Source organism: Traorella sp. mt218 (assembly GCF_055420025.1).
In genome coordinates this window covers 148,753-171,914 of record NZ_JBVAYM010000003.1, presented here as the reverse complement: position 1 = coordinate 171,914, position 23,162 = coordinate 148,753, and the positions used below count along the sequence as shown (strand labels likewise).

The 23,162-nt window shown below is 39.3% G+C and carries 16 protein-coding genes; all 16 read left to right on the top strand.

All coding sequences use genetic code 11. From position 1 onward, the window contains the following. Window positions 1-5: 5 nt before the first annotated feature. Entirely contained in the window at window positions 6-353 is a 348-nt protein-coding gene (locus tag ACZYT3_RS02920) for a hypothetical protein (RefSeq protein WP_464087619.1), read from the top strand. A 43-nt stretch (window positions 354-396) separates the two neighbouring features. Next, window positions 397-2,466: an ABC transporter ATP-binding protein gene (locus ACZYT3_RS02915; RefSeq protein WP_464087618.1), complete on the top strand. Its 2,070-nt coding sequence runs from the start codon at window positions 397-399 to the stop codon at window positions 2,464-2,466. Window positions 2,467-2,482: 16 nt separating this feature from the next. Then, window positions 2,483-2,854, top strand: a complete 372-nt coding sequence (locus ACZYT3_RS02910) for a hypothetical protein (RefSeq protein ID WP_464087617.1) — start codon at window positions 2,483-2,485, stop codon at window positions 2,852-2,854. Window positions 2,855-2,889: 35 nt separating this feature from the next. Further along, the gene (locus ACZYT3_RS02905; RefSeq protein WP_464087616.1) at window positions 2,890-4,950 is read left to right on the top strand and encodes an ABC transporter ATP-binding protein; all 2,061 of its coding nucleotides are present in this window, start codon (window positions 2,890-2,892) and stop codon (window positions 4,948-4,950) included. A 4-nt stretch (window positions 4,951-4,954) separates the two neighbouring features. After that, the gene (locus tag ACZYT3_RS02900; RefSeq protein WP_464087615.1) at window positions 4,955-5,311 is read left to right on the top strand and encodes a hypothetical protein; all 357 of its coding nucleotides are present in this window, start codon (window positions 4,955-4,957) and stop codon (window positions 5,309-5,311) included. 4 nt (window positions 5,312-5,315) lie between these two features. Beyond that, on the top strand, window positions 5,316-7,043 hold the full coding sequence (locus tag ACZYT3_RS02895; RefSeq protein ID WP_464087614.1) for an ATP-binding cassette domain-containing protein: 1,728 nt from the start codon (window positions 5,316-5,318) through the stop codon (window positions 7,041-7,043). Window positions 7,044-7,212: 169 nt separating this feature from the next. Beyond that, a complete protein-coding gene (locus ACZYT3_RS02890; RefSeq protein ID WP_464087613.1) occupies window positions 7,213-7,965 on the top strand; it encodes a threonine/serine exporter family protein in 753 nt (250 codons plus the stop codon). Between the two features lies 1 nt (window position 7,966). Continuing rightward, the gene (locus ACZYT3_RS02885; RefSeq protein WP_464087612.1) at window positions 7,967-8,398 is read left to right on the top strand and encodes a threonine/serine exporter family protein; all 432 of its coding nucleotides are present in this window, start codon (window positions 7,967-7,969) and stop codon (window positions 8,396-8,398) included. Next, window positions 8,395-10,638, top strand: coding sequence for a peptidase U32 family protein (locus ACZYT3_RS02880; protein WP_464087611.1), 2,244 nt, complete (start codon window positions 8,395-8,397; stop codon window positions 10,636-10,638). Before ACZYT3_RS02885 ends, ACZYT3_RS02880 begins: the two co-directional genes overlap by 4 nt. Window positions 10,639-10,863: 225 nt before the next feature. Further along, on the top strand, window positions 10,864-11,532 hold the full coding sequence (locus ACZYT3_RS02875) for an ankyrin repeat domain-containing protein (protein WP_294561791.1): 669 nt from the start codon (window positions 10,864-10,866) through the stop codon (window positions 11,530-11,532). A 10-nt stretch (window positions 11,533-11,542) separates the two neighbouring features. Next, the gene (locus ACZYT3_RS02870; protein ID WP_294561792.1) at window positions 11,543-13,633 is read left to right on the top strand and encodes an elongation factor G; all 2,091 of its coding nucleotides are present in this window, start codon (window positions 11,543-11,545) and stop codon (window positions 13,631-13,633) included. Window positions 13,634-13,809: 176 nt separating this feature from the next. Next, window positions 13,810-14,103: a hypothetical protein gene (locus ACZYT3_RS02865; RefSeq protein WP_464087610.1), complete on the top strand. Its 294-nt coding sequence runs from the start codon at window positions 13,810-13,812 to the stop codon at window positions 14,101-14,103. Between the two features lie 59 nt (window positions 14,104-14,162). Next, complete coding sequence (locus ACZYT3_RS02860; protein ID WP_464087609.1) at window positions 14,163-14,327, top strand: hypothetical protein; 165 nt, start codon at window positions 14,163-14,165, stop codon at window positions 14,325-14,327. A 140-nt stretch (window positions 14,328-14,467) separates the two neighbouring features. Next, entirely contained in the window at window positions 14,468-14,917 is a 450-nt protein-coding gene (locus tag ACZYT3_RS02855; protein WP_464087608.1) for a DUF6568 family protein, read from the top strand. Window positions 14,918-14,928: 11 nt separating this feature from the next. Next, window positions 14,929-15,195, top strand: a complete 267-nt coding sequence (locus ACZYT3_RS02850; RefSeq protein ID WP_294560970.1) for a hypothetical protein — start codon at window positions 14,929-14,931, stop codon at window positions 15,193-15,195. A gap of 430 nt (window positions 15,196-15,625) precedes the next feature. Then, window positions 15,626-23,059 carry a discoidin domain-containing protein gene (locus tag ACZYT3_RS02845; RefSeq protein WP_464087607.1) on the top strand — a complete coding sequence of 2,478 codons (7,434 nt, stop codon included), beginning with the start codon at window positions 15,626-15,628 and terminating at the stop codon, window positions 23,057-23,059. The last annotated feature ends 103 nt before the right edge of the window (window positions 23,060-23,162 follow it).

Here is a 23,162-nt window from a genome sequence, read left to right as displayed (position 1 = left end):
TCATCGTGAAGAAATTACTATTTATAATGAGTATATTATTTGCGGTATATTTGGGTACCAGATATACGGGTTTTAGTAATATTGATGGCACGTACCAGTATGTCAGTGATGATTCTGAGATGTCAGTAAGTATAAAGAATGGTAAATATATCTTTAGTGGTGACTTATATTACACTTATTTTAAAGATGATATCATGCAATCCGGCTATATTTATCAGCAGGATGGGGAGTATTGGTATCTTACTTCTCAATTAGGTGAAGGACCTTTTTTTCGAAAAACTAAAAATGGTAATCTCTCTTTAAGTCCTGCTATTTATTTTAGTAGCGTATATGAATTTGAGAAAATCAGATAATTTTGTGTTTTATTAACGAATGGTAAAGATGAAAGGGGAAATTATGAAGCTCATCTATATAAGAAAAGTCTATCATAATAAAAAAGATGATGTCGAAGCACTCAAAGGTATCACATTAGATCTAAATCATAACGGCATCATCATGCTGTTGGGACCCAGTGGGTGTGGCAAGACTACGCTTTTAGAAATCATCAGCGGCAGGGAGAGCTATGAAGGAGAGCTTCTGGATGTTCCTCATTTTGATTATCTGACACAGGATTTTCATCTTTTTGAAGAAATGAGCGTATGGGAAAATCTCTTTCTTGTCAGTCAGGACAGGGAAATGATTCATCATTATCTGAAAGAATTCCAGCTGGAAGAACATAAAAACAAGAAAGTGAAGAAGTTATCCAATGGACAGAAGAAACGGATACAATTCATAAGAGCATTGCTTCATCAGCCGGGACTTCTGTTATGTGATGAACCGACAGCAGCCTTAGATCATGAGAATGTGATACTTCTGATGGAAGAATTGAAGAAAATATCAGAAGACGTTCAGATACTCTTTGTGACCCATGACATTGCCTTGGCAGAGAAATATGCCGACCGCATCATACGCATGGAACAGGGAGTGGTCATCAGCGATGAAATGATCAGAGATCATGAGAAAAGCAAGCAAGGAAAAGAGATCCATCATAAAAGCGAAAAAGAAACCTTATGGCTATCGTTGCATAATCTTCACTCAAGAATAGCGGATACGTTAGGAACCATAATATTATTCACTTTATGTATTTTTTCTGTATTCGTGATGTGTAATTTTTATTTGAATGTCAAGAGTCAAGATGATTACATGAGTGCTTTTAAGAATGCGAAAAATTTGATAGTATCTGTACCGGACAGAGAAATAAAAAATACCGGGGAAACGTATTCAGGTTATACAAAAAAATATTTATTAAGTGAATTTAATCAATTGTATCAATATAAAGACATTCAAAAAGTGATTGAAGAAAATCCGGAAATTATGGCTGTAGAAAGTTATTATAGCTATAAATATGAAATAGATTCAGGTCTAGAGTATATCTTGTGGGAAACGGATAGTAAAATTTTTGAAAAACTGGTTAATGAAAATGAAGAGTATCCTGAATATACAAGAGTTTTTGGAAATCACCCATATGAAACACCTTATATCATCACAGATGAAGAACAGCTATGGAATTTTGATGAATATTTAAACTTTCCTTCCTATGAAATACAGGTGTTTGATTTAGTCAATGATCACGAAGAACTGCCATTGATGTATGGAAGCTATCCTAAGGAAGGAAATGAAGTGCTTCTAAGCAGAAATGTGGCGGATATGCTCATGGAAATGGAAGGATATGAGTCTTATGAAGAAATGATCGGACAGACCATGAAGCTGGGATTGCAGGGAGTAAAAAATGGGTATACGTTTATGCCTGAAGCTATTGGTTATGATGCACTTCCTTTCGCTGACTTATTGGAGGTAAAGATCAGCGGAATCAGCAGTGTTGAGAATGATTATATGAATATGGTGTTCTTTCATAACGGTTATGGGAATAATCCGGTTTTACGTCATTTTGTAGTGAATGACAGTGAATTGTATTTCTATTATGTACGCTTTTTGCTGGAACCTGGAAGTGACTATGAAGCAGTGGCCGAAAAGATCAATAAGAGCCTGTATAAGGACAGTGCAAGTATTACTGTATTTCAGGGAAAGGGCTTAGGAAATGATGTAGTTTTCTATCGTTCGCCGTCAAGCTTTATGATCTATGGGGCAGTAATACTGATCCTTCTGTTAGGAATCCTGTTTGTATTCTATTTATTCAAGAGAAAGAGGATGAGAAAAGAAAGTGAGATCATGAGAACCCATGGGTATTCATCGGTATCGGAAAGTCTGATGCGTAATGGATGCTTATTAATGATTTCATTCCTGCTGGTAGTGATGCTGGGGAATCAGGCGTGCGAGAAGATCAATGCGATTGCCGAGGAGAACTTTTATCAGCCATTTTTGACCATGGATATAGGTATGCTTCTGATGGCTTTGGTGGGTGTTGGTGTGATTGTTAATTTGATTGAAGTCTTCATGAATCGAAATAGAATCATAAAAAAGAAATAGTGGAGGGAGGATCCTTATGAAAAAAATTCTCTTAACTTTAGTGTTGATCGTTTCATTTATCGTAGGTATTTCTCTTGTCATGAATGAAAAAGATAATGTGATATATAGTGGAAATCTGGTGAATGCGAAAATATTATCACACCGTGAAGAATGTCCGGATTGTGGGATAGAGATGATTTTAATCAATGCAAATAATGATGGTGCATGGGAAATTGAAGATGATATTGAATGTATGCATTATCCATATGGAGAAGATTTAAAATATCAAAAACCGGTTATTGTCCAATATATGTGTAAACAATGCAGAGAACAGACGGATAAATTTGTCGTATATTTATATAAAATTGATTGCCATGGATATTATCCAACACTAAGCTATTCATATTAGATATCATACTGAGAATTTTATAGAAAGGGGAAATTATGAAGCTCATCAATATAAGAAAAGTCTATCATAATAAAAAAGATAATGTCGAAGCACTCAAAGGTATCACATTAGATCTAAATCATAACGGCATCATTATGCTGTTGGGACCCAGTGGGTGTGGCAAGACTACGCTTTTAGAAATCATCAGCGGCAGGGAAAGCTATGAAGGAGAGCTTCTGGATGTTCCTCATTTTGATTATCTGACACAGGATTTTCATCTTTTTGAAGAAATGAGCGTATGGGAAAATCTTTTTCTTGTCAGTCAGGACAGGGAAATGATTCATCATTATCTGAAAGAATTCCAACTGGAAGAACATAAAAACAAGAAAGTGAAGAAGTTATCCAATGGACAGAAGAAACGGGTACAATTCATAAGAGCATTGCTTCATCAGCCGGGACTTCTGTTATGTGATGAACCGACAGCAGCCTTAGATCATGAGAATGTGATGCTTCTGATGGAAGAATTGAAGAAAATATCAGAAGACGTTCAGATACTCTTTGTGACCCATGATATCGCGCTGGCAGAGAAATATGCCGACCGCATCATACGCATGGAGCAGGGAGTGGTCATCAGCGATGAAGTGATCAGAGATCATGAGAAAAGCAAGCAAGGAAAAGAGATCCATCATAAAAGCGAAAAAGAAACCTTATGGCTATCGTTACATAATCTTCACTCAAGAATGGCGGATACGTTAGGAACCATAATATTATTCACTTTATGTATTTTTTCTGTATTTGTGATGTGTAATTTTTATTTGAATGTTAAGAGTCAAGATGATTATATGAGTGTTTTTAAGAATGCAGAGAATCTGATAGTATCTGTACTGGATAAATGGGAAAAAATTTCATACAATTTTCTTTATGGATATACAGGCAGATATCCGATAACAGAAAAGGATCAATTTTATTTATATGAAGATATTCAGGAAGTAATTAAAAAGAATCCGGAAATTATGGCAGTGGAGAGTTATTATAGTTATGAGTATGAAATCGATCCAAGATTGGCATATATCTTGTGGGAAACAGATAGCAATATTTTTGAAAAATTAGTATTTCCAAACGAAGGTCATAAGCCCTTTATTATGGGGAATATTCCAAGTGAAACACCTTATATCATCACGGATGAAGAACAGCTATGGGATTTTGATGAATATTTAAACTTTCCTTCCTATGAAATACAGGTGTTTGATTTAGTCAATGATCATGAGGAATTGCCATTGATGTATGGAAGCTATCCTAAGGAAGAAAATGAAGTGCTTCTAAGCAGAAATGTGGCGGATATGCTCATGGAAATGGAAGGATATAAATCTTATGAAGAAATGATCGGGCAGGTCATGAAGCTGGGATTGCAGGGAGTAAAAAATGTGTATTGGGATTCACCGGAGATTATTGGTTATCAGCCTAATGAAATACCCTTAGCTGACTTATTGGAAGTAAAGATCAGTGGAATCAGCAGTGTTGAGAATGATTATATGAAGATGGTGTTCTTTCATAACGGTTATGGGAATAATCCGGTTTTACGTCATTTTGTAGTGGATGACAGTGAATTGTATTTCTATTATGTACGTTTTTTGCTGGAACCTGGAAGTGACTATGAAGCAGTGGCCGAAAAGATTGACAGGAGCCTGCATAAGGACAGTGCAAGTATTACTGTATTTCAGGGAAAGGGATTAGGAAATGATGTAGTCTTCTATCGTTCACCGTCAAGCTTTATGATCTATGGGGCAGTAATACTGATCCTTCTATTAGGAATCCTGTTTGTATTCTATTTATTCAAGAGAAAGAGGATGAAAAAGGAAGGGGAGATCATGAGAACCTATGGGTATTCATCGGTATCGGAAAGTCTGATGCGTAATGGATGCTTATTAGCCGTTTCATTCCTGCTGGTAGTGATGCTGGGGAATCAGGCGTGCGAGAAGATCAATGCGATTGCCGAGGAGAACTTTTATCAGCCATTTTTGACCATGGATATAGGTATGCTTCTGATGGCTTTGGTGAGTGTTGGTGTGATTGTTGGAATCTTGGAGTGTCTTATGTTTAAAAGGAAAATGAGGTGAGTAAATGAGTGAGGTACAACAGGCAGTTGCGGATATTTTGAATCGTTTTGATTTAGGTACTTATTATGCTTTATTGCTGATCGTTGTTGTTTTGGTGGCGGGATGTTTATTTAAGAAAGTAAAATATTATATATCGTTACCGATAACCGTATTTGCTTTATATGCCTGTTTTTCAGGTATGAATAGTTTATTTGGTATTCAGGAATGGGTTCATTGGTATTTATCGGATACTGAATGGAAGGCCTTGTCTGATAGCTATAATATGCAGATGAATCTTATTTTTATGGGGATTATTTTATTGCTTCTGCTTCAGATAGCTTTGATGATTCTTAGATATAGAAAGGCTCGGTCAAAGGAGTGAGATGATGATTCGTATCAAACATGCGTCGAAAGCGTTTGGAAATAATATTATTTTGGATCAGGCAGATCTGTGTATCACTTCTTGTGGTTTATATGTGATCTGGGGAGAATCGGGATGTGGAAAATCAACCTTATTGAATATTTTAGCGGGGTATGATCGTTTTGATTCAGGTGAAGTTGAAATTGATGCTTCTGTGATGATGATTTTTCAGAATTATGAGCTGATCGATGAGTTAAATGTATATGACAATATCTTTCTAAACAGGGAGTTGGATGAAAAGAAAGGGATGGAACTGCTTAAAAAGCTGAAGCTCGATGATCTGATTGAACGCTATCCACATGAGCTGAGTGGTGGGCAAAAACAGCGTGTCGGTATTGCCAGAGCCTTATTGGCAAATCCAAAGATCATTTGTTGTGATGAACCGACAGAATCATTGGATGTTGAGAATAAGTATATCGTGATGGATATTTTAAAAGAATATTCTAAAGATCATATCATCATCATGGCTTCTCATCAGAAAGAAATGGTTGAAACTTATGCGGATCAGATTTTTGAATTTAAAGACCATAAGCTTGTCAGCAAGAATGAATATCAGGGTTCTTTAAATTTCAGTGATGAAAAAGAATGTACATTGAGCAAGAAAAAAGGCCGCAAACTGCTTCATTTAATCATGAGAAAGAAAAATACTTTATTTAGTGTTGCGGTTATCTTTCTTTTAGTGGCAGCACAGACGCTTTTAGTAGTCAAGCAAAAGATGTTTTATATTCCTGATACCGAGAAAACGGTGAATGCGGAAATGCTTTATATAGAAACAGAGAATAAAGAGAATCTATATGCATTAAATATTATTAAAAGTGATAAGATCGTTAAGTTTAAAAATATGGTCATTGATGGTGTTGAATATCAGGTAAATATATATCCATATGTGGATCACGATGAAGAACTTACAATTGAAGGAGATTTGTCGCATGACCTGAATGTGATCTTGAATCAGAATGCTTTGGAACGTTTGGGTATCAAAGACTGGCAGAATACGGTCTTACCTTTGACTTATTCTGTGGCTCCTTATACGGAAGAAGTTGAAATGGGCATCAGTGGCATTGTTTATGAAGAAGATACGGCAGCGATGAATATTTATTATGATCTGGATGATTTTATTGATTATTTAGGAAGTATTGAACTTCAGGAAGGCGGTACGATGAAGGGTCATCTTGAAATCAGGGGAACTTGTTATCAAGGCTATGCAAGCCGCAGCATCATTTCATATGCCTATAATTATGCCAAGGATCTTTCGGGTGTCACGATCAGTAATCCTCTTTATGACGAGCGGGCACGCAGAGAGAGTGAGCAGAAGATCTATACTTATCTTTTCAGCGGTCTTGTTTATATCGTTATTGCCTTATTGGCTGTTTTTGTGGTCGTCTTTACTTATAAAGAAACGAAATATTATGGTAAGCCTTTTGCTGTTTTGATCAGCCAGCAGATGCCTTTAGCGTTTATACGCACGCAGTATCTTCTTGAAAAGATCTGTCTTTTATATCCTTTGCTGATCCTTGATTTTATTGTGACAAGCCTTCTTTCACCGGCGTATATTGATATCTTAGGTGAAGAAAGCGTGAGTCTTTTAAAAATGCTGCCAATCGGTGTCTTTGTGATTTATACACTTGTATTGGTTTATTCTTTGCGGCAATTACAAAGAAAGAAGATCAGTAAGATCATGAAGGAAGAATAGATTTATTTCATTGAAAAGTTTATGAACGATTTTCGCGTTAAAATGATATCGGAATTTATGAAATAGACATTAAAATGATGGGCAAATGACAATGATGAAGAAATGGATTTCTTTGAATTTGCCCTTTTTTTCATTTCAAAAGTTATGTATAATCAAATGGGTGATGATGATGGATTGCAATCAGTTGGCACGGGCGGCTACAAAAGCGGGAGAAATTCTTTTGGAAAGCGGCGCGGAAACATATCGGGTAGAAGATACGATGAAACGTATCTGTTTTGCATATGGGGCAGAGGTGGTGGACGCATATGCGACACCAACGATGCTGTTGATTTCTTTTTCGATTCATGGTGAGCTTTGTCATAATATCAAGCGTACGCAGATCAAAAGTGTGGATCTGAGCAAGATCGATAAGGTAAATGACCTTTCAAGAAGCATTCTTGATAGCAGCATGTCGCTGGAGGAATTTTGCTTTCGGCTTGAGAAGATCAATCAGGAAAGAGTATATCGTAATTGGATCATGGTTTTGGGAGCGGCTGTTTGTACTTTAGGCTTTGCATTCTTTTTTAAGGGGACTTTGAAGGATGCTTTATGTGCCGCAGTTATCGGTATGCTTTTAAAGTTACTGATGATCCAGATGGACCGGATCGATTTCAATTCTTTCTTTAAATATCTCATTGGCGGGGCGTTTACGACCCTGTGTGCCATCATTGCTTCCAAGCTGGGAGTCTGTCATTCGATTGATACGCTGATCATATCGGTGATCATGCTGCTGGTACCGGGATTGGCGATCACCAATGCCATCCGGGATACGGTCAGCGGTGATCTTGTGAGCGGTCTGGCGAGAACGGCAGAAGCCCTGTTTGTGGCTGTGGCGATTGCTTTAGGAAGCGGACTTGTGTTTACGCTTTTAGGAGGATATTGATATGTTGAATGGTTTGGGTGCCATATTGGCCTCATTGGGTTTTGCGATCTTATTTAATGTTAAGGGAGATAAACTGTTTACGGCGGCGTTTATTGGCGGTATCGGTGGTGTCGTTTATTATGCCTCTCTGTACTTTGGCAATGGTGAAGGGTTAAGCTTATTTATCGCAAGCATCATCGTATCATTATTATCTGAGATTTTTGCCCGTCTGTTAAAATGTCCGGTCACGACATTTTTGCTTTGTGCCATCATTCCTTTGGTGCCGGGAGGGGGCATGTATTATACGATGCTGGAAGTGATTTCGGATAATATTGATGGCGCGATCGTATTGGGCGTAGAAACGATCATTCAGGCCTGCTGTATTGCGATCGGCTGTATTCTTGTTTCCAGTATGACGCGTATCTGGTCACAAGCAAAAAGGAGAAAAGTATGACAAAGGTGGAGCTGTTATGTCCCGCAGGAAGCTATGAGGCTTTTGAAGCGGCGTTATATAATGGGGCGGATGCGATCTTTTTAGCGGGAGAGCTGTATGGTGCACGTGCCAATGCTGCTAATTTTACGCTTGAAGAAATGAAAAAGGCCGTTTCCCTGGCTCATCTATATGGTGTAAAGGTTCATGTCACGCTGAATACGCTGATTCATGATGATGAATTGGATCAGTGTCGCGATTATCTTAAAGAACTTGAAGCGATGGGAGTCGATGCAATCATCGTACAGGATCTGGGAATCATGACGATCATCCAGCATGAATTTCCTTCTTTAACCATTCATGCGTCTACCCAGATGCATGTTCATAATCAGATGGGGATCGAGCAGTGCAAGAAATGGCACATCGAGCGCTGTGTCGTCGCAAGGGAAACACCGCTGGATGAAATTGCGAAGATGTGTCAGCAGGGAATTGAAATTGAAGTGTTCGTGCAAGGTGCTTATTGTGTCAGCTATTCCGGGGAGTGTCATATGAGCCGCAGCATTGGTCATCGCAGTGCCAATCGCGGTGAATGTGCCCAAAGCTGCCGTTTGCCTTATACGTTATACCGGATGGCTGATGGCAAAGAAGAAAAGGTCAAGACAGAAGGAAAATATCTTTTGTCGATGAAGGATCTCAATGCCTTATCCCTGATTCCGAAGCTGATAGAATGCGGGGTTTCTTCTTTCAAGATCGAAGGAAGGATGAAGCGTCCGGAATATGTTGCCTGTATGTGCCGCATTTATCGTAAGGCCATTGACAGCTATTATGCGGGTCAGCCATTTCATGTGAATGAAACGGTCGCAGAAGAGATGAAAAAAATCTTTAATCGTGGTTTTACCAGCGGTTATTTGGATAAGCAGGAAGGTATGGCCGTGATGAGCACGCTTCGTCCGAACCATCAGGGAGTACGTATCGGCAGAGTCGTTGGTTTTAGTGGGAATAAAATGAGCATTGCTCTTGAGAAAGAACTGCATCAGCATGATGGGATACGGATCGTGAATGAGAAAGAGGATCAGGGCTTTATTGTTAATTATATCTATAAAAATGGTAAGCTTGTATCTTCTGCTGTCCATGAAACGATCGAGCTGCAAAGGGTAAAGTGCAAAATCGGTGATATTGTCATGAAGACCAGTGATGCAAAGCAGCTGGAAGAATTAAAAAAGCTGCCGGTGCGTAAGATAGAAGTTACGATCGAAGCTCGTTTGAAGCTGCATGAACCTTTTTCCATGGTCATGCATGACGGTGTTCATGATGTTAATATCATAAGTGAAGGAAGGGCAGAGAAGGCATTAAAAACACCTTTAAGCCGTGAGCGTATCGAAGCACAGCTAAAGAAGTTAGGAAATACACCTTTCATATGCAGTAATATTAACATTGATATTGATGAGGGGGTTACATTTCCGATTTCTGAACTTAATGAATGTCGCCGGCGGGCATGTGATGAGTTGATGCAGCGACGCATGGCAGTAAAAAAAGAAGATGTCGTAAAAAAGCCTTATGATGAAATCAAAGTGGAAAGGACCCATCAAATCCGTGTCAGTGTTGCCAGCAGACAGCAATATGACATCGCAAAACAATATCCATGTGAAATTTATGTGGCTGATTCCGGTTTGTTTGAAAAGCTTAGAAATGAAAACAGCCATGTTCATCGTGATTATCTGCGTGTCATGCATCATCCTTATTCACAGGCGGGTTTGATTCATGATATCGGAGGTTTGGAAAAGGGTGATATGGCGAGTCCGTATATGAATTGTATGAATGCATATAGTGCCTATGTCTTATTCCAGGAAGGAATAAAATGTATTTCTCTTTCATATGAATGCAGAGATGATGATATTGAAAGACTGGTAATGGATTATCAAAGGCTGGCACATCATCCCGGTAATTTTGAGATCGAGGTCTATGGACGTGTTGAAAATATGGTGCTTGAAAACTGTCTGATCAAAAGCCAGCTTCATACTGATAAGCATTGTCAGCAGTGTCATAAGTATCAATATTATCTTAAAGATCAGAAAAATAAATCTTATCGGCTTGTGGGTGATGAAGAATGTCATTTGAAGGTTTATCATAGTGATACCTTTGATAAGATCGATCGTTTGGATGATTATCGTCAAAAAGGAATTACGAATTTCGGTATTGTGCTGACTTTTGAAGATGAGCATGAAACGGAAAATATCTTAAAAAGGCTCTTTTCTAAGATGTAAGAAATTTTCATCAAAAAAAGAGGTGTAAACGCTTGCATTTTTCAGATGAAGTGTTTACAATAGAGTCATAAGGAAGAGGAGTGAGGACCATGAAGACAGTTGGTGTACAAATCAGCGACAGATTGATTCATGGGGTTCCTTGCGGGGTTTTGTGAGTTTTTAGCGAGCGTTTGTGTGCGTTCGCTTTTTTTATCTCTTCATTTGATCTGGAAGGAGGAACATAATATGGATCAATTCAACAAAACATTTTGGGATGCATGTGCAAACGGTGATGTTACGGTGGTTGCAGCCCAGATCAAGCAAGGCGTCGATGTCAATTATCAAAACGGTGAAGGAAGAACGGCCCTGATGAGAAGCGCAAAGCGCGGATATAAGGATATCGTTCGTTTGCTCGTTGATAACGGAGCGGATGTCAATCTTCTGGATTCCCGTGGCAAGACAGCGTTGATGGGAGCGGCTAAAAAGGGTCATAAGACGATCTGTAAGAAGTTAATTGAAGCGGGTGCAGATGTCAATGTAGCGGATAATAAAGGAAGAACAGCACTTCAGCGAGCAGCCTTTCAGGGCATGGACCGGGTCATTGATGAGCTGTTGAAAGCAGGTGCTGAGATCAATACGCAGGATAATGAAGGAAGAACGCCTTTGATGGAAGCATGTCTGGCATTTAAATTTGATGTGATCCGTCAGCTGGTCGAAGCAGGTGCTGATGTGAACATGCAGGATAAGCGCGGATGCACGGCGTTGATGCGTGCAGCTTATGGCGGATATACGGAGCTTGTAAATTATCTGCTGGAGCATGGGGCAGATAAGGAAATGAGCGATCAGGATGGCAATAAAGCGATTCATTATGTAAGAGAACATTGTCTGGCTGAATTAAAGCCGATTTTGAAATAGAGGTGCCCTTATGAGAGATTATTTAGCACATGAAGTACGTAACGTAACGGTATTAGGACACAGCGGTGCCGGTAAAACTGCTGTTTTGGAAGCAATGCTTCATTTTACGAAGGCGACCGATCGCTTTGGAAAAACAAGTGAAGGAAGCTCGATCATTGATTATGATCCTGAAGAAATTCGAAGAGGATTATCAGTTTATACTTCGATCGTTCCGATTGAATGGAAGGATACCAAGATCAATTTCATTGATACGCCGGGTTATTTGGATTTTGTCGGTGAAATGGAAAGCGGCTGTGCTGCCGGTGACAATATCCTGATCGTCGTAGGTGCCAAGGAAGGTGTTCAGTCGGGCACGCAGCGGGCATGGGAAGTAGCCATGGAAAAGAAGCTGCCAACGATCTTCTTTGTGAATAAAGTGGATGAAGAGCATGCATCTTTCGATAAGGCTTATGAGAGCTTGCGTGAAGCTTTCGGAAAGAGCGTCATTCCTTTTGAAGTACCGATCCTTGAAAATGATGAAGTGATTGGTTCGATCAATATCCTTCGTGATAAGGCATGGTATTTTAAGGGCGATAAGGCAGATCGCAATAAGAGTTATGAAGTTCCGGATAATATGAAGGAAGTCGTTGCCGATTATAAAAATCAGATTGCTGAAGCGATTGCTATGGGTGATGATGATCTGATGGAGAAATTCTTCTCCGGAGAACCATTTACCGAAGCTGAGCTGACACGCGGTGTACGCTTAGGTGTACGCAACGGTGAAATCCGTCCGGTGTTCTCAGGAAGTGCGATCAATATGACAGGTATCGAGCGTTTGCTTGATCTGATCGATAAATACTTCCCAACGTATGGTGAACAGGGTACGATAACGGTAACAGATATTGAAACCAATGAACCGGTAGAATTACTGACAGATGAAAAGGGTGATCTGACGGCGCAGGTATTTAAAACGATCGTGGATCCGTTTGTTGGCAGAATCAGCTTTTTAAAGGTACGCAGCGGTGTCTTAAGCAGTGATACGACACTCTATAATCCGAAAAAGGATAAGATGGAAAAGATTTCACAGATCTTTATCATCAAGGGTAAGCATCAGACGGCCGTAGGAAAGCTGTTTACAGGAGATATCGGTGCTGTGACCAAGCTGGCATATACGCAGACCAATGATACCCTGTGTGAAAAAGGCAAGCACTATGTCGTTGATGAGATCAAGTTCTCAGAGCCGATGTTGGGGGTTGCGGTATGGCCAAAATCTAAAAATGATGATGACAAATTATCGAATGCGTTGAATAGGATGTGTGAAGAAGATCCGACGACACGTTTGGTGAACAATAAAGAAACCAAAGAAAATATTCTGTACGGTGTAGGTGACCAGCACATTGATGTGATCGTCAATAAGATGAAATCGAAATATAAAGTAGAGGTCAATTTGACAACACCTAAAGTTCCGTATCATGAAACGATCAGAAAGACGGTTATCGGTGAAGGACGTCATAAGAAGCAATCCGGTGGACATGGACAGTTCGGACATGTATTTGTGGAATTCTCGCCAAATCCGGACAGCGAAGATATGGTCTTTGAAGAAACTGTTTTTGGCGGAGCGGTACCGAAACAGTATTTCCCAGCTGTAGAAACAGGCTTAAGAGAATGTATGGCCAAGGGCTATCTTGCCGGTTATCGTATGGTAAATGTCAAAGCCAATCTGAAAGATGGTAAATATCATGATGTCGATTCAAGTGAAATGGCCTTTAAGCTGGCAGCTCATCTGGCATTTAAAGATGCGATGCCAAAGGCCGGCTGTATCTTATTGGAGCCGATCGTAAGTGCTACGGTCGTGATCCCGGATGAATATACAGGAACGATCATCGGTGATTTCAATAAACGTCGCGGTACGATCATGGGCATGGACATGGAAGGTGATCATCAGGTCATCAATGCGCTTGTACCGTTAGCAGAAATGATGAAATATCCGACAGATCTGCGTTCTATGACCCAGGGAAGAGGTAAATATACGCAGGTATTCGATCATTATGATCCTGTTCCGGCTAATATTGCCGAAAAGATCATTGCGAATGCACATAAGTCAGATGATGATGGCGAATAATTAAAGATGAAAGAAAGGGTATCGGTCCGATATCCTTTTTTTATATTAGGAAATTTTAATTTTGATGGGCAGGAAGATAATGAAAGAGAATGAAAAAAGTTAAGTGTGATTTATGTTATGATATTATGTGTCATTAATATCTGTGTGAATACTCTTTTTTCTATCAGGGAGACATCATGAAAGTCTTTTCTCTTTCCAACCGTTTCTATTACCGTGAATTCCCTGATCTGAAGAATATCGTTCTTCATGATCTGAGAGTCTATAACCGTGTTCTTCATAAGGCCTATAAATGTCTTTACGATCGTGCCTATAAGGGAGCCTCACAGTGCGGCGTATGTGATCGCAAGGAGGGGAGAAGGATACCGAAGGAATATCATGAATACAGGGAATGGAGAGAAGTGATCAGGGATCTGGGGAAAGCGACATTGGAGGAATGTCAGAGGACTCCGTATTTAAGCCTGTTCAGATAGAAAAAAAGCAGGACCCGGCAGTCATGCGATTCACTGGAAGATGGGAACATGGGGAAGGGATGGAATCCTGTGAAAGATTAAATCATAAGCTGACAATGGAACATTTCGCCAAAGCCTTGCGCTACAGAGAGAAGCAAAAGAAGGAGATGGGAAGGTGTCAGTGGAACCACGCCGCTAGAAAGGCAGGTGGGTATGCAGATAGGGAAATGCTTATTTGCATATGATTTTGGATACAGAATCATTTTCTTGGAATCAATGAAGGTTTGATTTTGAATAGAAGATGGAAAAAAAGAAGAATCAAATAAAAATATCATCGTATAAGATTTTGTGTTATACTTAAAAAGTCTTACGGTGGGGTGAGAAAATGAAAAAAATAGCGATGATGATCATAGCCGCTATCCTTTTTATGGCCGGATGCAGCCGTGACGGGTATGAAAGAAGCAGAGAATCAGGAGAAATCATTGAGATTTCGTTGAATGAAATGGAAGAAATGATGGCTGCCCAGGAAAGCTTTGTTGTTTCTTTTGAAACCACCTACTGTATGTACTGCGCTCAGTTTGAAGAAATATTTCGTGAATATATTCAGGATCACGAGGTGACATTATATCGCGTAATCCTGGATGAAGAGGCGACGGGCGAACAGGAAAATCTTGCGATCATCCATCGGTATTTTCCTGAATTTTTGACGACACCGGGTATTTTTTATGCTGAAAATGGTAAGGAGAAGGATTATTTGGATACCTATCATTTGGGAATATCTGAGAGCGTGATCGATGAGTGGGTCGTTGAATTACAATTGGACAAGAAAAAATAAGGAGATGCAAAATGAATCAAAATCATGAATTTCAAAATGAATCAGAAAAGAATAATAAAGCGATGATCTTTTATATCTTAGCGGCCTTATTATTGCTGTACATGGGCATGAGCGCAATTACAAGCTATCAGTCTTTTGCCGCTTATTGTGATAATTACGGATTGAATATGTCGGAGCAGTGGTTCTTAGGATTCCAGACGATTCTGGCTGCGATCGTTCCGTGTCTGGTCTATGCCGCCCTTCTTTATGGCATCGGATTATTGCTGGATAAAAAATAAGTGAAGATGAGCAAGCAGAAATGCTTGTTTTTTTTTAATACCAGCAGTGGTTATATCGTCATAATTTGTTGTAATAATTAAAAAAATCACAAGAATGTAATTATTAAAAAATACAAATATTTGCTTAATGAGTACAAAGTCAAATTACCAAAATATGGTTATACTGTATTTGTGAGGGCTTTCATTCATTTTTGAGCATTTTTAAGCAAAAAACATCTGACGGACATTTCGTATTATTTTATTTTGGATGATAATTTACAGACAGGCACATGATCGCTGGGGAAAAGAAGCGATTAATTCAAAATATGATAGAGGAAGTGTACCAATAGAAAATGTCATGCTTTTATATGAGCCAAAAGTGATGAATTCCATGAGGAGGGATAAACTGAGAAATGAACTTACAATTGAATAATAATTGAGAGGAGAATATATGAAAAAGTTAAGAAACGTACTAATGGGTACATTATCATTAACGATGGCTTTGAGCACCTTGACAATTTTCAATTCTGTAAGCGCTTTAGCGAATGCTTCTTCATACAGAGGATCGCTGAATGAAGTAAAAGAGGCTGTTGTGGATAGAAATAATGATAACATCGTGTATGTAACATTTAATGATGATGTAACTGCGAAAATCACTTTTTTGGAAGACGGTATTTTCAGATATAATGTAGATCCTTCGGGCGTCTTTTCTAAGTACGCTTCACCGAGATCGAACAGTCATACTGCAAAGATACAGCAGTATCCGGATGAATCTGAATATTACAGTCATCCAAGTGCAACAGTAGATGATAACGGCGATACGATTACGATCTCCGTTTCAAATGAAGAAACAAAGGAAACGACGAAAATCATTTATGATAAAGATACAGCAAAAATGTCTGTCATGGTCAATGATACAATCGTTTTGCAGGAAAAAGAGTCCCTGTCGATCACCAATGGGGCCACTGTTCAAACGCTAATAAAAAATGATGGAGAAAACTTTTATGGCGGAGGAACACAGAATGGACGCTTTGTTCATACCGGACAGGAAATAAATATTGCTAATGAAAGTGGCTGGGTAGATGGACAGGTGGCATCACCCAATCCGTTTTATTGGACAACTTCAGGTTACGGCGTATTAAGAAATACTTTTGCAAATGGTAAATATAACTTTGGAAAAAATGAAAGCAGTACGGTAACAGCAACGCATAATGAAGCAGAATTTGATGCTTATTTCTTTGTGAGCGATGCTGCTGATGCTGCGAAAACAGCACAAAAGCTCCTTCAGGGGTATTATCATGTAACCGGAAATCCGGTATTATTGCCTGAATACGGTTTTTATGAAGGACATCTGAATTGTTATAACCGTGATGCATGGAATAGCGGAACTTCGAAAGCAGATCCTAGTGCCGGAAATAAAGTATGGTCAACTACAAATCCGGATGGTTCAGTTTTCCAGCAAACAGAAGCGGGCGGAACGGGTTATGTAATCAAAGAAGGATTGAAGGAAGAATCCTTAAACGGTAAGGCGCCGACGGTATTTACGACTCAGATTCCTGAAGGTGTTACGACTCCTTATGAATTTTCTGCGCAGTCAGTCTTAAACAGATATTTTGACAATGATATGCCGATAGGTTATTTCGTACCGAACGACGGTTATGGCTGTGGTTATGGACAGAATGGCTATAATATGACCGGTGGTGTAGATTCCAATGGAAACAGCTCAGAAGATCGTATTGCAGCCGTTGATGCCAATGTCAATAACTTGGCTGAATTTACACAATATGCGAACAGTTTAGGTGTTGCGACCGGCTTATGGACACAGAGCCAGCTGTCACCTACGACAAATAAAGATACTTTATGGCATTTGCTTCGCGATTTTGAAAAAGAAGTGACTGTGGGTGGTATCACGACATTGAAAACTGACGTTGCATGGGTCGGCAGTGGCTATTCGATGCAGCTAGATGGTGTTAAAAGAGCCTACGATATCGTAACGACAACGGTGAATACACGTCCAAATATTATTTCTTTAGATGGCTGGGCAGGTTCACAGCGTTACAATAGTGTATGGACGGGTGATCAGGCAGGCGGTAACTGGGAATATATCCGTTTCCATATTCCTACTTATATTGGACAGTCATTAGCAGGAAATCCAAATGTCGGAAGTGATATGGATGGTATCCATGGCGGAGCACCGCTGATTGCAACCAGAGATTATCAGTGGAAAGCATTCACACCTCAGATGCTGAACATGGATGGCTGGGGTACTTATGCCAAAGTTCCTCATGCATTCGCAGATCCATATAAGAGCGTATCGAGAATGTATCTGAAACTGAAAGCACAGCTGATGCCTTATATTTATACAAGTGCGGCTTCAGCAGCTAATATTGATACGGGCAATGAAGATACAGGTCTTCCGATGGTAAGAGCTATGTTTTTGGAATTCCCGGATGATTCTTATGCATTTAGCAAGAACATGCAGTATCAGTACATGTTTGGAGATGCTTTCCTTGTTGCTCCTGTTTATCAGAATACAGCGGCTGATGGCGATGGCAATGATATTCGTAATGATATCTACCTGCCTGATGGCGAAGTATGGATTGATTATTTTACGGGACAGCAGTATGCAGGCGGTGCAGTGATCAACAATTTTGCAGCTCCTTTGTGGAAGCTTCCGCTCTTTGTAAAGAATGGTTCGATCGTTCCGATGTATGAAGAGAATAATACACCGGATAAAATTGATAAGAACAATCGAATCGTTGAATTCTGGCCTGCAGGTTCTACTTCTTATACAGCTTTTGAAGATGATGGAAAATATATTGAAAACAATACAACAGAAGATAAAGATTATGGAACGATCGACAATATCTCCTATGGTGAACACGTATCCATCAACTATACCTCTGTTGTAGATAATGATACAGCTACACTGACAGCTGGCAAATCAAATGGTACTTACAAAGGATATACACCTGAAAAAAATACGACATTTGTCGTGAATGTTTCTAAAGAACCGACTTCAGTGATTGCAAGAAACGGTAGTGAAGACTTGAAACAGGTGAAGGCTAACAGTAAGGAAGAAGTGTTGAATGCTGATGTTGATGCAGGAACCTTCGTATATTATTACGATGAATCACCGGCGATTGAAACATATGCATTAGATTCAGAAACAAAAATAAAGGAAATGGTTGCAGATGTGAAAGTTTCCCCTAAGTTGTACGTGAAGTTTGCTGAAACAAATGCAGAAGTGAATGAACAGCAGCTGATCATCCATGGCTTTGTCAATGATGGTCATTTACCGGCTGATGAAGTCAATGAAGAATTGTCTGTTCCTCAGGATCTAAAAGCAGATGAAGTTTCTTTCGATTATGTAACGTTGAGCTGGGGTGCTGTGAAAGATGCTCAGTCTTATGATGTAGAGGCAGACGGAATCATTTACTCTTTGATTTCTTCAAATTCTTACACACATAAAGGATTAAGTTACTTGACTGACCATACCTATCGTGTACGTGCAGTAAATCAGGACGGTTATTCTGAATGGAGCGAGCCTTTCAAAGCTCAAACAGAAGATAATCCTTATCGCAATGTTCCAAGCAATATGAGCGTATCTTATGATAATGGAGAAGTTCCGACTGCATATGCCGGAAAATTTGCAAATATGGTTGATGGTGATGACACAAGTGAATATAGTTCAAGAGATGCAGGTGTATTCAATGGTAAGTCATTTACGATTGATATGAAGAAGGTCTATACACTTGAAAAACTGGAATATGCTTTTAGAAAGGACTATGGTAATGGAACCATTCAAAAACTAGGTATAGCTTATAGTACGGATGGTGTTACATGGAAGACTTATGCTGATGAGATCACATTGAATTTAACGAATGATAATTGTCCTCTTGGAAGCAGCAGTGTTCAAAATGCAAATGCACGTTATACAACAATTGAATTTGATCAGCCATTCAAAGCCAGATATCTGAAATTGACCACAGTTCAGACTTCCGGAGGATTCTTGCAGGCGTATGAGATTCGTCCATATCATGCTGATGGTGAAACAGGTATTTTACCGGGTGATTATGATAATAATGGAACGATCAATGGAAATGATGAGGTATGGTTAGAGAATCATCATCCGGATGCTGCCGGTTCGAGAAAAGGACAAGCCATCTATGATGCAGCTCCTCCTAGCGGTACCGGTGCTCATGATTTGAATGAAAATGGTATCTTTGATGCAGCAGATATCGCAATCTTAACAAGCCAGCTGAATGGCGGTGTGAAAGAAAAGCTGGATGCCAGTGGTATAGTTGCTGTTGTTCCGTCAAAAACATCAGTATCAGCAGGTGAAAATTTCACAGTTGATGTTTACGGAAGCAACTTGAAGAATGTTTATGCCTTTGATTTTGAATTGACATTTGAACATGGAGCATTGTCATCGGCATCTGATGATTTCAAGGTAGAATCATCAACAAAGACTTCAAATATGAAAATATATGAGAATCTTCATGAAGGTGATGCTAATGACAGAGTGTATGCAGCCTTTACCAATATCGGTGATCAGGCTTTGGTCAATGGTGACATCAAATTGGCAACCGTTGCTCTGAAGGCAAATAAAGAGCTTCAATTAAACGATTTGAAGGCTTCATTTAGTTTATTGGTAGGATCAAGCCTGAATTATGTCAATGCTTTAGAATTTGAAGCACCACAGATTCCTGAAGTTTCAGAATCAAGAAAATTAGCAGCTCATACTGATATCGTTGATGCCCAAGCGAAATCGACAGGACCAGATGGCAGTGATATTTGGTCAAGTCTGGATGGTAATCCTGTAACTTATACGAATAGTAACTACAATGGTGAGAATGGCAAAACAGGTATTGAACTGGCTCATCCTCAGATTTATACATTCACTTTAAGCAAAGAAATGGAAATCAATAAAGTGGGTGTACAGGCAAGAAGCGCAGGTCATTTAAATCAATTGGTTTCATATGAAGTATGGGTAAGTAATAATGGCAAGGATTATACAAAAGTAGCCTCACAAACAGTAACGACAGGTGATATGACTTATGTTGAATTCAATGCTGTCAAAACACAATATGTTCAATTACAGCTTTATGCGGGTGAAAATGTAAATTGTGTTTCCACAAGTGAAGTAGAGATCTGGAGTGCAGGAGCAACTACTCCGGCAGGCACAGCGCTCAATTTGAACCATATGACTATTACACCGGAGGCAGCTGATCAATTGCAGCCAAATATGGGAGTAGATAAGCTGGTTGATGGTAAAGTAGGTGAAGATGATTATCGCTATGAATTTAAGTGGGGCGATAGTCAGGAAGTCGTTGGTGCACAACTGCCGCATGAAATCCGTTATGATTTTCATCAATCACAGACATTGGCTTCATTACGCATCCAGATCCGTCATAATGGGGATACACTGAATACAGGTGCTTTAAAAGACTTTGAACTCTACGGTATCAGAAAGACAAGTGATGGTGAAGTTAAAACGCTGATAGGCTCTTACACGATGGATACTTATGATAAGACGTTTGATTTAAAGAATCAGACATATGATGCCGTTATTCTGAATTGTAAGACATCCCAGGGAGGCGTGGCTTATAAGCTGAATATCGATGAAACGACGTTTACAACAGGTACAGCAAGCAGTGTCACAGGTATTGAATTTGCTGCAGATACACCGGATGAAATTTATGTGGGACGTTTGACACCGATCCTAGCAAATGTATTACCGGCAGATGCCGCAAATAAGCTTTATACCGTAGAAAGCGATAATGATAATGTTCGTGTGATTACTTACTCGGATGGCAAGAACTATTATTATTCATTATTGGCATTGAAAAAAGATATAAAAGCGAACATTACTGTGAAGTCATTGGCAGATGAGAAGATCAGTGTGACAAAAGAAATAAGTGTAAGCAATGGTGCATATTTAGAAGATCTGAAGGCAGCGATTGCTCAGACTGAAGCATTGAGTGAAAATCTCTATACTGCTGAATCTTATGAGAGAGTGTCAAACGCACTGGAAGATGCAAATAATATGTTAAGCAGTGATTTACAGGACAAGGTTGATAAGGCAGAATTGAATCTGTTAAATGCAATTGCTATGCTTGAATTTAAGGGTTCAGATACGAGCCGTGAAGATAGCGTGCATCATATTGATGAAAAGCAGATGACAGTTACTTTTGTTACTAGCAATGCAGCTGCTGATGGTAAGAAAGAAAATATTATTGATAATCAGGCGGATACGATCTGGCATTCCGCATATGGAGCCAATGATTCGCTTCCGGTAGAAGTTATCGTTGATCTGGGCTATGTTTATGATCTTGAGCAGGTAGATTATCTGCCTCGTCAGAATAGTTCAAATGGTCATATTACTCATTATCGTATTGAAGTAAGTACAAATGGTACAGATTATGTTCCGGTAGTAGAAGGTTATTTATCAAACAACGGCTATGAATTAGATGATAAGACTTCTCCGAAGAAGATCAAATTTGAACCGGTAGAAGCCCGTTATGTGAAGTTTATTGCTATTGAGTCGATCGGTAATGCGGGAGCAGTTAATAACCGTTATGCTTCAATCGCAGAACTTGATTTCTATGGAACAACAGAGGTTGCGGCAACAAAAGTAGAATTTGTTAATACTGAAGAAAAGATGTTTGTTGGAAATGAACTGCAGCTGGTTGCAATGACTACTCCTTCAAATGCATCGTTGGATGGATATATTTGGGCAAGTGACAATATTGAGGTTGCAACTGTTGATGAAAATGGTAAGGTGACGGCGCTTCAAGAAGGAAAAGCAAACATTACCGTTAAATCGGCTGATGAAACAATTACTGCTTCAATACTTATCACAGTTACAGCGGCAGATAAGACGGATCTCGCAGCTGCCATAAAGGATATCGAAGCTTACATAGGATTACTTGACAATGAGCAGATCAAAGCATATCTGACTGCTGAGCTTAATAAGGCACAAGAGGTATATGGTAACGATCGTGTTACGGAAGAGGATGTTTTGAAGGCGTTGAATGATCTCAATGCGGCAAAGGCTACTGCCGAAATGACAGTGACAATACTTGTACAAGCAGATGATCTGATCAATACTGATTTAAGCAAGTATGATCCTGAAGGACAGGAAGAGTTTAAGCAACTGATTGAAGAAACTAAGAAGCTGATGGAAGATCCAATAACAAATTTGGAGGCCTTGAAAACAAAGGTATCAGAATTAGAAGCTCAGAAAGCTCAATTGATCAAACTGGATGTTACAGCTTTAAATAATCTGATCGCGGTTGCAGAAGATATTGATATGGATAAGTATGTAGACGATGCAGGAAAAGAAGCATTCATGAAGGCATTGGAAGATGCCAGAAAAGTCGCACAAGCTCCTGTAAGTGTTCAGCAGATCAAAGATGCGGAGAAAGCACTTGTTGATTCGGAAAGTGGATTAACTTTGAGTATGAATGATGAAACAGAAGAATCGTTAAGAGAGTTATATGAAGCATTCAAAGCTCTGAATAAGAGCGAGTACACTGAAAGCTCGATCAGGATGATTGAAGATGTGATGAAAGATCTTGAATTCGCTTTAAATAATGATCAGACTTCACAAATTGATGCTTCTGAGCTATTGAAAGCAGCAGCTGAAAAATATGCTTCTCTTGAAAAAGTTTCTCATCCGTCTACACCAGAAACTCCAATGGATCCAAACAATCCTGCACAAGCCGGAGAATCTGAGTCCACAGATAAACCAAGTACTACAACAGAAAGTGAAACTCCTTCGACAAGTGATTCCGGCATGATAGCTGTATATGTAAGCTTGTTTGCTGTGAGTGTTCTAGCATTGGCTGTATGCTTGAAAAGAAAAAAAGAAGTAAATTAAATAATACTCTTATTGCTGGATAAAACTATAGAGATTGAAAGACTGAGGGGGGACTGTCTGTTTAAAATGAGGTATTCTCTTTAAACAGCAGCCTCCTTTCTTA

Excerpts from the sequence above, each read along its gene's own strand:
- ACZYT3_RS02875 (WP_294561791.1), top strand. The coding sequence starts at position 10,864 with ATGGATCAATTCAACAAAACATTTTGGGATGCATGTGCAAACGGTGAT.
- ACZYT3_RS02900 (WP_464087615.1), top strand. The coding sequence starts at position 4,955 with ATGAGTGAGGTACAACAGGCAGTTGCGGATATTTTGAATCGTTTTGAT.
- ACZYT3_RS02865 (WP_464087610.1), top strand. The coding sequence starts at position 13,810 with ATGAAAGTCTTTTCTCTTTCCAACCGTTTCTATTACCGTGAATTCCCT.
- ACZYT3_RS02895 (WP_464087614.1), top strand. The coding sequence starts at position 5,316 with ATGATTCGTATCAAACATGCGTCGAAAGCGTTTGGAAATAATATTATT.
- ACZYT3_RS02910 (WP_464087617.1), top strand. The coding sequence starts at position 2,483 with ATGAAAAAAATTCTCTTAACTTTAGTGTTGATCGTTTCATTTATCGTA.
- ACZYT3_RS02870 (WP_294561792.1), top strand. The coding sequence starts at position 11,543 with ATGAGAGATTATTTAGCACATGAAGTACGTAACGTAACGGTATTAGGA.
- ACZYT3_RS02890 (WP_464087613.1), top strand. The coding sequence starts at position 7,213 with ATGGATTGCAATCAGTTGGCACGGGCGGCTACAAAAGCGGGAGAAATT.
- ACZYT3_RS02880 (WP_464087611.1), top strand. The coding sequence starts at position 8,395 with ATGACAAAGGTGGAGCTGTTATGTCCCGCAGGAAGCTATGAGGCTTTT.
- ACZYT3_RS02845 (WP_464087607.1), top strand. The coding sequence starts at position 15,626 with ATGAAAAAGTTAAGAAACGTACTAATGGGTACATTATCATTAACGATG.
- ACZYT3_RS02860 (WP_464087609.1), top strand. The coding sequence starts at position 14,163 with ATGGAATCCTGTGAAAGATTAAATCATAAGCTGACAATGGAACATTTC.
- ACZYT3_RS02905 (WP_464087616.1), top strand. The coding sequence starts at position 2,890 with ATGAAGCTCATCAATATAAGAAAAGTCTATCATAATAAAAAAGATAAT.
- ACZYT3_RS02885 (WP_464087612.1), top strand. The coding sequence starts at position 7,967 with ATGTTGAATGGTTTGGGTGCCATATTGGCCTCATTGGGTTTTGCGATC.
- ACZYT3_RS02850 (WP_294560970.1), top strand. The coding sequence starts at position 14,929 with ATGAATCAAAATCATGAATTTCAAAATGAATCAGAAAAGAATAATAAA.
- ACZYT3_RS02915 (WP_464087618.1), top strand. The coding sequence starts at position 397 with ATGAAGCTCATCTATATAAGAAAAGTCTATCATAATAAAAAAGATGAT.
- ACZYT3_RS02855 (WP_464087608.1), top strand. The coding sequence starts at position 14,468 with ATGAAAAAAATAGCGATGATGATCATAGCCGCTATCCTTTTTATGGCC.